A 13,984-nucleotide genomic window follows, 5' to 3' on the forward strand; every position below is an offset into this window, starting at 1 on the left:
TAGAAAAAAGAGTAGCGTGCTCCCTCAATAATACAAAAGCTCTTCACCATACTAATAATATTAGAACTGCCAAAATACCTATACACGTCAGATGCAAAATATTCAAGAAATGTCATTTTCCAGTTTAGCCAAAATGTCCAATGATTTAACTCGCTTATCAAAAATATCTATAGCATTATCAAAAGAATCAACGCCTTCCGTTATGGAAATCTCATTCAAAATATGTAATTTTAATTTACGTACAAATTTAAATTTAAATACTTTAATAGCCGCAGTAAACGAATTATAAAATAATTCTATGATACTAAAATAACTATGACCTTTAAATAAATAAAACTCTGACAAAATCAATTTAAAAATAGACCTGTTGAGAACAATAGCGCGAGCAGTCATAACGTAGACATTAAACTTTCGCAAGCTAGATTCTAGTCCAAGTTTCTCGAATGCTTGAATGCCCGCATAAGCCCAAACAGTTTCAACACTGTAAAATCTCGGAAGCCTATCTGACCAAGTAATACCTCCATTTTCAAAGTGAAAAGCGTCTTCCAATCTTCCGCAGTGTGAATTATTGGTACCTTTCGAGCTACCACTTTGTGGACACGCTCCCGCAATACTTAAGGGATAATCCAAGTGATAGACATTCTCTATAAAATTAGATAACACTATACATGAATAAATATCAGGACTGATTCCACCAAATAAATCTACGTTCTCAGCAACCAATTTATCCAATACTTTAGTTCTGATAATTCCATGATACGGTCTAGGGAGGGCGGTATAGTTATATTCCTGCAAACCAAAGTCAAGTAATTTAGAAATTTCAAAGCTTAAATTCACCTTCTTTACATTGCCTGAGGGAATATAGAAATTCAAATTACCCGAAGTTTTTTGACTAGAATTCGGATAAACATAATACATTGGAAATGTTGAAACAATTGCATCTGCACCAACCCTCTTAAAAACAGTTAAAAATTCAATTATAAACGGATTAACAGTATCATCATCGCCTAAAAACATAAAATAATCCCCTTTAATGTATTTTAGGGCTTTCTGAAAATTTTCTGCCATATTCATTCTATCATAGGTATGAAAATATTCTACTCTATGATCATTCTGACTATAACAAAATTCTCTTAAATCGTCGGAATCACTGTTATCGCAAATAACCAGATGAATTTCCTTTGAAACTAAGCTCAAAATATGGCTTATAGACTTACGACAGTACAACTGACGGTTCTTCGTAGGTATTATTATGCTTATTAAAGGATTCATTAATTACTAGATGAAATTAAGTTTTTGATATAATCTATAGAATTTTTTTTCGGGCTTAAAACTAGAAGGGTAATAAAAAATATACAAGTAGCTGAAAAACCAATCCAAATAAACGAGTAGAACCGATTTACTTCTATAATATCAGGAATAAATGAAAAAACAAATCCAATACTCATCGTTAATATAAACGGAACAATGATAGGTTTAAGATAAAGTTCAACAAAGCTGATAACACCAAAATATCTTCTATTAATGTAAAATACATAAATATTTGCAATTACAAATTGAATACCACAAAAAATGAAAGCGCCGCCAATTGCTCCATACTTACTTATTGCAATCCAATATCCTGGCAATGTAAAAAATAAACTTCCTAAACCCAATATAATATTTAATCTCGTATAGCCATTAGCAATTGCAATATTATAAGGAAATATTTGTAGTGAAAGAAACGCTACACCAATGGATATAATAGGAACATAATCTTTGGTTTGAATCGCAATTTCATGATTTCCTGTCCAAATATAAATTAATTCATAGCTAAAAAAAATCATACATGCCATAATTGAAAATATTAAAATATTAACAATAATATTCAGTTTATCCAATAGTGCCTTCGCTTCATTCACTCTGTCTCCTGAAAATAAAACTGTAAATCGGGGAAGCATAGCAACAGATACCGGAGTTACAAAAATAAATATAGACATAGATAGGGAAACTGCAAGAGTATAAAATCCTAAGTTTTCTATTGGTAGTACTTTGCTAATTACTAGCTTATCCATCTGTGTATTTAAAGCAGCTACAATAGATATCAAAAGCATACCACTTGCAAATTTCCAAGTTTTAGACAGTATTGATCTTTCAATTCTGTTAAAATTAAATGAATGATTACCATTAATTGCTTTTCGGAGTATCAAACCTGCAATAATAGCAAAAGATAAAGTCGAAAATGCTTGCCAAATAAAAAAAACTTTTAGACTAGGGAGGAATAGAATAATTACTGCGACAACACCGTTTCGAAATACACTCCAAGTTACTTGCAACGTATTTGACATTATTTGCTTCTCCAATCCAATGAGCCCCCCTAAATAAAATCGAATAAGTAACTGGAAGCCAATTTCGAAACCAATAATTTTTATAAATATTGAAATCTCATGAGAACTATATACCTCTGAAGTGATCCAATTGGAAGAAATAACATTTGAGAATGCGAATATTAAGGCGATACAAAGTCCCGTAATCAAAAAGTATACCGTTTCCAAAGTTGCAAATATACCGCGTTTTTCAAGAAAAGATTGATCAGATCTGGCTAGTTCGCGAGATAGAGTTGCTGTAAGCCCGGAATCCAAAATCACCATAAGGCCCGAAACAACTAAACTAAAACTAATAATTGAATAACTGTCAAAACCCAATAAATTAATATAAATCGGAATGAATACAAAACTTGATACCACACTCCAAAATTTACCTACATAATTAGCTGCTAAATTTCTTTTAATGATCATAAAACATAATGATCATATAGATATTTATTATCAGAAATCCAAATTTTCATATCATAGATCATTTCGTCGTAGCTTTTAACGGAGAAATTAAAATCTTTACGAGTATTAATCAGGGTTTTATCTACATGTAAATCTTCGAACTTTCTGATCGGAATAGAGTTATCATTAAAATGTTTATTAAAAAGCGATAATAAATCAAATTTTGAGATATTACTATTATTAACCAAATGATACAGCCCTGAAATATCTTGAATAATCGCTTGTTCTATTGCCCTTGCTAATTCTAAAGTAGTAACGCCAGTCCATAACACTTTAGAAAATCCATTAATGGGACCTTTTTGTTTCATAAACCAATTAAAAAGGCCTATTCCTTTCAAATTAACATCAGGACCGATAATTGAATTTCTGAAAGTCAAATTTTTATTGTCGATAACTTCACCTAATGATTTTGTCTTATCATATATGGTAAGTCCATCCGGAATAGACATCTCATCATAATTTCCGACTAGACCGGAAAATACACAATCTGTACTTAAATGAATTAGCTTAGTTTTAGTTCCTTCAAGTTTTTCAGCTATCAAATGAGGCAATAAACTATTAATAAATATCGATTTCTTAAGATCATTGGCATCTTCATTTAAAACTCCTATGCAGTTTATTACAGCATCATACTCATTTTCTTTAAATAAACTCTCAAAAAACTCAAAATTTTGAATATCGCCTATTACATTATTGCAATAAGGAAAAGTCTTTCGGGTAACTGCTAAAACATCATGATCTTTTTTTGTCAGATACAAAGAGATCATATGACCAGCCATACCGGTCGCTCCTAAAACTAATATTTTCATTTATTGGCTTAATTCAGTTTTTACGTATTCTAAAGACAAAAGTAAACTTTTAAGTTCTTCTACGTCCAATCTTTTTGTATTGTCAGAATTATATTCATTGTCTTGCAATACGGGCCCATCCTCCTGTACATATTTTGTATAATTCAAATCTCTATAATCAGCGGGAACCCTATAAAAATCCTTCATATCTTCGGCTTTTGACATTTCTTCCCTTCCACAAAGTGATTCATACATTTTTTCGCCATGTCTCGCTCCTATTACCTGAATTTCATTACTCGCATTGAAGATTTCTTTCAAAGCTACAGCCAGCGTCTCAATCGTGGCAGCTGGTGACTTCTGAACAAATAGATCGCCTGGCTCAGCATTTTCAAATGCAAATTTAACCAGGTTAACTGAATCGTCGAGTGACATCATAAAACGCGTCATATTTGGATTGGTAACGGTCAGTGGTTTACCTTCCTTTATTTGCCTAATAAATAGTGGAATAATTGAACCTCTTGAAGCCATTACATTACCGTAACGAGTCGCACAAAAAATTCCATTGTTTGACTTAACCCTTGAATCCCTCGCCTTTGAAATAGCCAGTTTTTCCATTAACGCTTTAGTCATTCCCATAGTATTAATGGGATAAACAGCTTTGTCAGTACTCAATACTACTACCTTTTTCACGTTGTTGATCGCAGCTGCTTCCAGTACATTCTCAGATCCTAATATATTTGTTTTTACAGCTTGCAGCGGATAAAATTCACAAGAAGGAACTTGTTTCAATGCTGCGGCCTGAAATAAAAAATCAGTTCCCGCCATTGCGACATTAACACTTTCAAAGTCTCGTACATCCCCAATGATAAAATTTAATTTATCATTTTTATATTGAATCCGCATATCCTCTTGTTTTTTTTCATCCCGGCTAAAAATGCGAATTTCTCCAATATCAGTATTTAGAAAATGCTTTAAAACTGCATTACCAAAGGAGCCCGTTCCTCCAGTAATCATTAATACTTTATCTTTAAACATAAATTTATTATTAAAAGAAATTAGGCAAAATAAATAATTATCGAAATTAACTTATAGTGAGATTGTGACCCTAAAAGACCCAGCATTTCGAACTATAATATAAATTGAAGTTCGAAATCCTAAGATCACTAAAATACTACAATCTACTATCCACTAAATCCTTGTTCAACATGCTTTTTACATCAAACACCACCTGTTTGTCTGACTTACGGATATCCCAAGTTTTAAATTCCTTATGGCCTACTGCGAGTATAATAGCTGAATACTCTGCTAACACAGGCTTTGTACCTCCGTTCATAATCTCAATGCCATACTCATGCATCACCTCGGCAGCATCAGCCCAAGGATCATACACACAAACATCTATATCGAAAGATTTGAGTTCCTGATAAATATCGATCACTCTGGTGTTTCTTACGTCTGGGCAGTCTTCCTTAAAAGTGAATCCAAGGATCAAAACCTTTGAGTCTACTACTTTGAGATCCTTACGCATCATGTGCTTGATAGTCTCTGTTGCCACGTGCTTGCCCATGGAATCATTCAATCGCCTTCCAGCCAAGATAATCTCTGGGTGATAACCCACTTCCTGTGCTTTCTGAGCCAGATAAAAAGGATCTACCGAGATACAGTGACCTCCTACTAATCCTGGTTTGAAAGGAAGGAAATTCCACTTTGTACCCGCTGCTTCCAATACTTCTTGTGTATCTATATCAAGCAGATTAAAAATCTTAGACAATTCATTCACAAAGGCAATATTGATATCCCGCTGGGAGTTCTCTATTACTTTAGCTGCTTCTGCTACTTTGATACAGGATGCTTTATGAGTTCCAGCGGTAATCACTGACTTATATAACTGATCCACATATTCTGCCACTTCAGGAGTACTACCAGATGTGATCTTCAGGATCTTGGTTACTGTATGTTCCTTATCTCCCGGATTGATACGCTCTGGTGAGTAGCCTGCAAAAAAGTCTTCATTGTATTTGAGGCCAGAGATCTTCTCTAACACTGGCACACATTCCTCTTCCGTCACTCCAGGATAAACTGTGGATTCATAGATCACCACATCTCCCTTTTTCAATACCTTAGCAATCATTTCTGATGCTTTGATCATAGGCGTCAGTACAGGTCTATTGTGTCTGTCCGTAGGAGTAGGTACGGTGACTACAAAAATATTAGCTGAAGAAACCGGAAGTATGGCATCTGTGATCAAAAGTCCATTTCCTCTTTCATCCAATTCTTGAGCAGTAAGAGCCAGGACCTTTTTAAGATCTTCATCAGCCACTTCCAGCGTTCTATCATGTCCCTTTTGAAGCTGATCTACTCTACTTGCATTGATATCATACCCTACTGTTTTGTATTTCTCTGCAAATGCCGCAGCAAGTGGCAGACCTACATAGCCAAGTCCGATAATTGCAATTTTACTGTTTTCTAGGTTTGTAAGCATAAATGTTCATCACAGCATCCCGATAGCAATCAGGGCACTGAGGAGTTTTGTTTGAAATTTGTTAAGAGTTGAGGGTTACTACTAAAGTTGAAAAAGACTAAGCAATGCTATTCTTCTCCTTTCAGCAACATATTTCCAGTATTCGATTCTCTTTGGAAAAGCTGAATATCTGAGCTCATCATATCTTCTACTAATCCTGCAAGATCATATTTAGGCTTCCAGCCCAATTTGGTGTTGGCTTTAGTTGGGTCTCCGATTAGGAGGTCCACTTCTGTTGGGCGGAAGTATCTAGGATCTACTTTAACTAGGGTAGAGTTCAGGAGATTAGAGATTGGGAGAATGAGAGATTGACCAGTAGATTTAAGGTACTTCTTTTCATCTACAGAATCTAGGATACCTACCTCTTCTACTCCTTCTCCCTCCCAGCGGAGTTTGAATCCTACATGGGCAAAGGACATGGTAATGAAATCACGCACTTTGGTTGTCACTCCAGTCGCAATCACATAATCCTCCGCTACTTCCTGTTGTAGCATCAGCCACATGGCTTTCACATAATCCTTTGCATGGCCCCAGTCCCGCTTGGCGTCTAGATTGCCCATGTAAAATTCAGATTGAAGTCCCAGCGCTATCTTGGAAACTGCCCTGGTTATTTTTCGTGTTACGAAGGTTTCCCCTCTCAGAGGAGACTCATGGTTGAAAAGAATGCCATTACAGGCAAAAATACCATACGCTTCTCTATAATTCACAGTGATCCAATAGGCATAGAGCTTGGCCACTGCATAGGGAGATCTAGGATAAAATGGAGTGGACTCTGACTGCGGTACTTGCTGAACAAGACCATACAATTCTGAAGTAGATGCTTGATAGATTTTGGTCTTCTTTTCCAATCCCAATAAGCGCACGGCCTCTAAAATTCTTAATGTTCCCATTCCGTCCGCGTTGGCGGTGTATTCTGGAATATCAAATGACACTTGCACATGAGACATCGCTGCTAGATTGTATATCTCGTCCGGCTGGGTTTCCTGAATGATACGGGTCAAATTCATGGAATCAGTCATGTCTCCGTAGTGTAGCACCAACTGTGGATTCTCTACATGTGGATCCTGATATAAGTGATCAATTCTATCCGTATTTATTAGGGACGATCTGCGCTTAACTCCATGAACCTTATAACCTTTCTCTAGGAGTAACTCAGCGAGATAGGCACCATCTTGTCCGGTGATTCCTGTAATTAATGCAGTTTTCATTATTTGGTTTTAAAAATGCGGAAGGTCAGCAAAAAGAATCTTGAATAGTGCATTTGAATGGGAGATAAATTCATTCCGCTTTACTTAATCCCACAAAGTTCATCACTAATTTTAGTAAGCCGTTCGTCTAAGAACTTTTTTTCTAACCAAATCCCTAAAGTTTGTGTAGGTGTTTGGACTCAATACTTTGGAGTATGTATCCAGCATAGTTTTAATCCCTATGGCAACTCCATAATGCCTGAATTTGAAACGTAAATATTCAGAAAATGCCTGTCCTTTCACATCGTGCAGCATTTTCCATCTTTTCCTTAACGGGTAGCTAGGATTCCCCCAATATGGCAAAATATTAGTATCGCATTCAGCAAGATAATCTGAGCTGGTATAGCATTTAAACCCTGCCTCGATAGCTCTAAGGCCATAATCATAATCTCCTAGGTAATGTGTGTAGGAAGGTGAAAGTGTTCCTATTTTTCTAACGATTTCTCTAGAGATCATCACAAAATTACCCGATATCAAGGTTACTTGCTGTAGATTCTTTTTTGGCTTAATTGGACCAAACCCATCCCAACCACCATATGAAAACTCCTCTGTGTTTGGAATCTTACATGCCGCTGTAATGATGTTCGGCTTTCCAACTTTGAGGTAATCTGCATAGATATTTTTTATGGCGTTAGGCAATAAGAACGTATCATCATTCAGCCAAAAATAAAAATCAAAGTCATCTGATTCAATAGCATTCTTCCAAGCTAAATCCATTCCTCCATTCCAAAAAAGATTTCCACTCCCATAAACGGTATGAACTTGGGGAAACTCTGAATTAATCATTTCAGAAGTGCCGTCAGTACTTCCATCATCGCAAAGGAACACTTCTAAAGTACTATCCTTGGGCAAATCCTGTTCAAAGAGATTTTGAAGGCAATTTCTAGTTTTTTCTTTTCGGTTATGGCATGCAATGAGAACAGCGGCTTTCAAATGGACAAGGATAATGGTTAGTATTAAAAAGAATAAATTAGATGTTTGTGCTTTGAGCCTGGAATTTAGGGCTTATTGCATAAACATGAAAGTTGAATCTATAAAAATTTATGTGTATTCGGATCAATACATATTTTGAATACCATTCTCGTTAACTGCGCTCAGGGACCGAATTTAAGTTTGATGCCTGATTAAACATAGGTGCAGGTAGCCGAATACAGCTATTAAAATTTAACAGAATAATTAAATTTTCACTTCCTTAAAAGTTTCTTGATTCTTCAAAAACCATTCGTATGTTCTTTTAATACCATCTTCAAGACCAATTTTTGCTTTCCATCCAGCTTGTTGCATTTTGGTGACATCCATTAATTTTCTTGGTGTTCCATCGGGTTTGGTCGAATCCCAATTAATATCTCCAGTATGTCCTACTGTTTTTTGAATCAATTCAGCTAGCTCTTTAATAGAAAGATCAGTCCCTGTTCCAATGTTATACAAGTATTCCTTGAACTCATTTTCTAATGCAAACACTACTGCATCAGCTAAGTCTTCTACAAATAAAAACTCACGCATAGGTGAGCCAGAACCCCATAGTTTGACAGGCTCACTACAAGTAGTTCCATTTCTTTCACCAGCCAATTTAGCCTCATGAAACTTCCTCATCATTGCCGGAAGAACATGAGAAGTAGTCAAATCAAAATTATCATTTGGCCCATATAAATTGGTAGGCATTAAAGAAATGTAGTCCTTTCCAAATTGCTTCCTAATGGCTTCGCAGGCTTTCACACCAGTGATTTTTGCTATTGCATACCATTCATTTGTCGGCTCTAATGGGCCTGTTAATAAGTACTCCTCTTTCAGAGGCTGTGGAGCTAATTTTGGATAAATACAGGAGGAACCTAAGAAGATGAACTTTTGCACATCTGCTTTCAGAGACGAGTCTATGAGATTATTTTGAATCTGCATATTCTCCATCAAAAATTGAAATGGGTTATTGTTGTTAGCAAGAATCCCCCCTACTCTAGCTGCTGCATCAATTACTACAGCTGGTTTTTCCTCAGAAAAAAAATCAGAAACAGCAAGCTGATTTCTGAGATCAAGTTCGAGTGAATTTCTTCCTACTAAATTGGTATAGCCTTTCGCATGAAGAGCACTCCAAATAGCAGAACCAACCATTCCCCGATGACCTGCAATAAAAATTTTGTCGTTCTTTCTCAATGATTCATTTATTGATTAAATGGGTGAAGCATTTATAGAATTAAGCTAATATTTCAGGCTTCTCTCTTTCCAAACGCTCAAATACCTTTTTCACGTCTTGGGCTTTCTCCTTCTTTAAAACCAAAATAGCATCATTGGTATGAACAAGAAGTGTATTTTTCATCCCTAAAAACTCAGTGTGAAGGCTTGTCCCAATCACCATATTACCTTTGGAATCGACAGCATGCCCTTGTTGTCTGAAATAAGAATAGATAGATTCAAATGAGCCCATGTCAGACCATGAGAATTTCGACTGAACTACTTTAATCTTTTTGGTTTTTTCCATTACTGCATAATCCACAGAAATAGATGGGATTTTCATAGAAAGGTCGATGTCAAGCTTACCATCTACAGATGAATCGAAAGCTGCTTTGGCTGCATTATAAACTCCAGGTTCAAAAGACTTAAGTTCTTCAAGGTATACTCCTGCTTGAAAGCAAAACATCCCTGAATTCCAGAAAAAGTTACCACTTTTAAGAAACCCTTCAGCTGTTTCCAAATTCGGTTTTTCACGAAAACCTCTAACTTCCTCACCCTCAGCTTTGATATAGCCAAAGCCTGTTTCAGGTTTAGTGGGTTTTAAACCAAATGTGACAATATGACCATCAACTGCAAGTTGAATAGCTCTATCTACCGAATCTTGGTACTTCTGTCCAGATTCTATTAAGTGATCTGATGGCGTCACAAATAATATATCATCGGATTGAGAAGCAAAGGCTGCAAAAGCAATAGCTGCAGCAGTATTCCTTGGACAAGCCTCTATAATTTCAACGTAATCCTTCTTACCTGCTGATTCAAGGTCTTTTCTCGACAGTTCGTAATTATCACAGTTACCCACTACCATTACCTTATCACAAAAACTTTCATTTCTCTTAAAAGTCTTTTGAAATAGAGTTTCTCCTTCAAAAATCGGCAAATACTGCTTAGGCTGGGATTTGCGAGATAGTGGCCAAAGTCTGGAACCTACCCCTCCAGAAAGAATTACGTTTATTACGGAAGACAATTAATTATAGTTGATTATTTGTGAGTAGTAAGATTCTATGGATTGCTGTACTTATCAATTTTCAAATTCTTCAATTTAAAATTCATACACAGCTTCGCCCTTTCAGTCCCATCTCTGATTAGAATTATGGAGTATGCATATACTCCAATCTCCAAACATTTAGGATCTTAGCTTTAGTTTTTTTCTAATTCTGCTGCAAGCAGAACAATAGCAGAATTTAAAAGAAAATGGCTCAGAAAAGCGGTCATAATTATGTATATATGACTGCTTTTTTGAGCACTTGAGGTTACAAATATACGGATGTGAGTAGTTTTAGTACTCATTTTTTATCCTATTTTTACTCAGTATTTTTATATACTTAAAATTGTATTTGAGCCAAACTCAAATGATTCAAGCCTATACATTTAATCAAATACGTGACCAAAACGTAAAGCTTTGGTTTTCTGCATTTTCAGTTTAACCTATTGTGGAGACTCCACACAACCTGTAGAGGATAGCTACTTAATAATTGAATACGTAATAAATTCTTTAAATAATTTTTGGCGCAAAATATACATCAAGGTGTATAAAATTGATAATGTGTTATAGGTAAAATTTCTCTTAACACTTTCGCAATACAATAGAGAAAAATGTACAATTAGGAGGCATTTGAAAGAAGGGGAATTTGACATCAAGGCATTCGTATATTAACTGATTATCAGTATCCTATATCTTTCAGATGAACAAGTGACCCCTTTTTCTTAGCATATCTAGCGGGAAGATCCTTGACGAACTGCAAGCGGGGATGACTGAAGTACCAGCAAAGCCAGTGTTTACCATACATAAAGTCACTATTTACTTTTCATTGCTGCTGTTTCGGATATGCATATTATGTAAAAGGCCGCTTGAACTACTAAGTAAAAAGAATCGCAAACTGACGTTTGCGATTCTACAATTCTAGTTCAATATATTATGTCTACCGGTAGCTCGATGATTAACTTTTCCTCAAAGCTCTCTTCCACCAAGGCAACTGCACTTCTTCGTGGTATCCGTAAGAATTATTGCCATAGCCATAACCGTATCCATAGCCATAACCATAGCCATAGCCCTTATCTATATGAACATCGTTGAGTATACCGTAAATCTTTGATACCCCGCCTTTTTCTACTAGATTATTTAAAATCTGCGTATTTCCTTTCATAGAATATCCTTGTCTAAATACGAAGAAGCTGATATCTGCGAAAGCAAAAAGTTCTTTAGTCTCAGAAACTAATCCCACTGGAGGGCAGTCAAAGATTACGACGTCATATGCCTGCTTTATCTCTTTAACTATTTCACCAAATTTATCCTGCAACAACAATTCAGCAGGATTTGGCGGGATAGGCCCTGAAAGAATGACATCCATGTCTTTATGACCTGTAGCTTTTACTACATCTTGCCAAGGGGTATCTGAGCTTAAGCAGGTACTCATACCTACATCATTTGGAAGATTAAAGTCTTCTGCAATCTTTGGTTTTCGAAGATCCAAACCTATCAGAAGCGTCCTTTTACCCATCAGTGCATAAACTGAAGCTACGTTGATAGACACAAAGGTTTTACCTTCTCCTGAAATGGAGGAAGTGAAAAGAATCGTCAAGTTACCGCGTTGTGAGCTTAAATAAGACATATCAGCTCTCAATGAGCGAAAGGACTCTGTCACTGCTGATCTAGGATTGTTTAATACCGGTATTGCGTCAGCTGCATTATTTCTGCCAATCATCCCAATTAAAGGAACCTTAATTTGCTTTTCTAATTCCTTTGGGTCCTCAATTTTTGTGTTCAAAAAGTCTTTAACAGTAATAAATCCTATAGGAACAATTAAGCCTAAGATCAAGCCTATTAAAAGATTAAGAGATCTTTTAGGTGCTACAGGCAACTGTCCGGCTTTCGCGAAGTCCAAAATAGAATTCTTCGGCAAATTAGCTGCCCTAGTAATCTCAGCTTCGGCTTTTTTCTGTAGTAGATATATGTAAATATTTTCGTTGATGGAGAATTGTCTTGTATATCCTAAAAGTTTTCTTTCTGTTTCAGGAAGGGAATTCACGTCTCTATCACTCATTCTAATCTGATTCTTTAAATCAGCTACTACATTTCTAGTATTTGATATCGCCGAATTCACATTCTCTTGAAGGACTTTTTTCGTATTTTCTAGTCTAGTAGCATTTTCTCGTACTGCTGGAGCTTGGTCTGTAAAATTGGACGTTAACCTAATTCTCTCCGCTTGCGCTTCGCTCAAAGACTGTACTAAGGAATTTAATAATGGATCCGTGATTCCTACAATCGAAGGAGCTACTATGTCCCCTGCGGCATTATTTGCTACATAATCCCGTAGTGTCTCATAATATTTCAAATTAAGTTCAGACTGGGATAATTGCTTTTCTAATTCTTGAAGTCTTTCAAAAATCACAGCTCCTTCCTCGGATAGGTTAAAGACTTTATTTTCAGTTCTATATTTCTGAAGGTTATTTTCTGATAAACGTAAGGAATCAGAAATACCAGACAACTGTTCCTCTATGAAGCGTACGGTGTTTTCTGAGGCCTTATTTTTCTCTGTCAATTCCCTCTTAAGATACATCTCCATTATTTTGTTGATGTAATCTTCTCCCAAGCGTCTAACTGGAGTCTCCAAACCAAGCGTAAGAATAGAGGCTTGCTTATTAATAGCTCCTACTGTCAACTCATTTTTGTATTTCAACGCCAAGGTGGGTGTATCTACCAAGTTAAATTGAAGGATATCCCCAGGGAGAGCTGAAATTTTGTTTACTTTAAAAGTAAAATCAGGTCCAACAATCTCTTGACCGAACTCATATACTGATTTTTTGAGGGTTACCTCCTCTTCAGGTAAAAGCTTGTAATAGGGATCTGCAGGGTTATATATTTTAAATTCATTATCTGCAATAGAAAACTCAAAAGTATCCTCACTGATTACCTCTATTTTGAATCTCCCACCTACCAGTTGTATTTTTTTCCAGTCAACAGAAACTAAAATTGGAACCTTGTCATAAATCTGAGTAGTAGAAAAAAGTCCTTCTTTAAAGTATTGAACGTTAAGATTCAATTCACTTACGGCTTCTTCGGCCAAGGAAAATGACTTAAGTATTCCTATTTCATTTTCAATATTACTTTTACCTTGAAGCATACCCAGTCCACTAGATTCAAATAAATCTGTGCCCAGACTTGGCTTATCGTCTACCACAAGTACCGTAGACTCTACTTTGTAAATATTAGTAGCATATCTATTGAATAGGAAGGCAGCTAAAACACCAACAATCATACAGGCAAGAATGAGAAGCCAGTATTGCAGGTAGTTGAAAAGCAAAACTTTCAAATCAATCTCATCTTCTTGTTGAACCATAAAAGGATTTTGACCAGAATTGGAAGAATTCGGAGTATTCGGGTACATA

Annotated in this window: 10 protein-coding genes; all 10 read right to left on the reverse strand. The window is 35.9% G+C overall.

Going from position 1 to position 13,984, the window contains the following annotated elements:
- Positions 1 to 102: 102 nt before the first annotated feature.
- Positions 103 to 1,272, reverse strand: a complete 1,170-nt coding sequence (locus tag BM291_RS13350) for a glycosyltransferase family 2 protein (RefSeq protein WP_092898216.1) — start codon at positions 1,270 to 1,272, stop codon at positions 103 to 105.
- Positions 1,272 to 2,777, reverse strand: coding sequence for a lipopolysaccharide biosynthesis protein (locus BM291_RS13355; RefSeq protein WP_092898218.1), 1,506 nt, complete (start codon positions 2,775 to 2,777; stop codon positions 1,272 to 1,274). The genes BM291_RS13350 and BM291_RS13355 overlap by 1 nt, the downstream gene beginning before the upstream one ends.
- Positions 2,774 to 3,625 (reverse strand): SDR family oxidoreductase, encoded by an 852-nt coding sequence (locus BM291_RS13360; RefSeq protein WP_092898220.1) that lies wholly within the window; start codon positions 3,623 to 3,625, stop codon positions 2,774 to 2,776. The genes BM291_RS13355 and BM291_RS13360 overlap by 4 nt, the downstream gene beginning before the upstream one ends.
- A complete protein-coding gene (locus tag BM291_RS13365; RefSeq protein WP_092898222.1) occupies positions 3,626 to 4,639 on the reverse strand; it encodes a polysaccharide biosynthesis protein in 1,014 nt (337 codons plus the stop codon).
- Between the two features lie 136 nt (positions 4,640 to 4,775).
- Entirely contained in the window at positions 4,776 to 6,086 is a 1,311-nt protein-coding gene (locus BM291_RS13370) for a nucleotide sugar dehydrogenase (RefSeq protein WP_092898224.1), read from the reverse strand.
- Between the two features lie 107 nt (positions 6,087 to 6,193).
- Complete coding sequence (gmd, locus tag BM291_RS13375; protein ID WP_092898226.1) at positions 6,194 to 7,333, reverse strand: GDP-mannose 4,6-dehydratase; 1,140 nt, start codon at positions 7,331 to 7,333, stop codon at positions 6,194 to 6,196.
- Between the two features lie 111 nt (positions 7,334 to 7,444).
- Positions 7,445 to 8,305, reverse strand: coding sequence for a glycosyltransferase family 2 protein (locus BM291_RS13380; RefSeq protein ID WP_175499702.1), 861 nt, complete (start codon positions 8,303 to 8,305; stop codon positions 7,445 to 7,447).
- A 243-nt stretch (positions 8,306 to 8,548) separates the two neighbouring features.
- Positions 8,549 to 9,520, reverse strand: a complete 972-nt coding sequence (locus BM291_RS13385; protein WP_092898230.1) for a GDP-L-fucose synthase family protein — start codon at positions 9,518 to 9,520, stop codon at positions 8,549 to 8,551.
- Between the two features lie 40 nt (positions 9,521 to 9,560).
- Positions 9,561 to 10,562, reverse strand: coding sequence for a mannose-1-phosphate guanylyltransferase (locus BM291_RS13390; RefSeq protein WP_092898232.1), 1,002 nt, complete (start codon positions 10,560 to 10,562; stop codon positions 9,561 to 9,563).
- A 973-nt stretch (positions 10,563 to 11,535) separates the two neighbouring features.
- Positions 11,536 to 13,983, reverse strand: a complete 2,448-nt coding sequence (locus BM291_RS13395; protein WP_092898234.1) for a GumC family protein — start codon at positions 13,981 to 13,983, stop codon at positions 11,536 to 11,538.
- Between the last annotated feature and the right edge of the window lies 1 nt (position 13,984).

Source organism: Algoriphagus aquimarinus (assembly GCF_900112005.1).
Classification (GTDB): Bacteria; Bacteroidota; Bacteroidia; order Cytophagales; family Cyclobacteriaceae; genus Algoriphagus; species Algoriphagus aquimarinus.

What these genes read in the sequence shown, in the direction of transcription:
- BM291_RS13350 (WP_092898216.1), bottom strand. Translation starts at nt 1,272, where the DNA reads ATGAATCCTTTAATAAGCATAATAATACCTACGAAGAACCGTCAGTTG.
- BM291_RS13355 (WP_092898218.1), bottom strand. Translation starts at nt 2,777, where the DNA reads ATGATCATTAAAAGAAATTTAGCAGCTAATTATGTAGGTAAATTTTGG.
- BM291_RS13360 (WP_092898220.1), bottom strand. Translation starts at nt 3,625, where the DNA reads ATGAAAATATTAGTTTTAGGAGCGACCGGTATGGCTGGTCATATGATC.
- BM291_RS13365 (WP_092898222.1), bottom strand. Translation starts at nt 4,639, where the DNA reads ATGTTTAAAGATAAAGTATTAATGATTACTGGAGGAACGGGCTCCTTT.
- BM291_RS13370 (WP_092898224.1), bottom strand. Translation starts at nt 6,086, where the DNA reads ATGCTTACAAACCTAGAAAACAGTAAAATTGCAATTATCGGACTTGGC.
- gmd (WP_092898226.1), bottom strand. Translation starts at nt 7,333, where the DNA reads ATGAAAACTGCATTAATTACAGGAATCACCGGACAAGATGGTGCCTAT.
- BM291_RS13395 (WP_092898234.1), bottom strand. Translation starts at nt 13,983, where the DNA reads ATGTACCCGAATACTCCGAATTCTTCCAATTCTGGTCAAAATCCTTTT.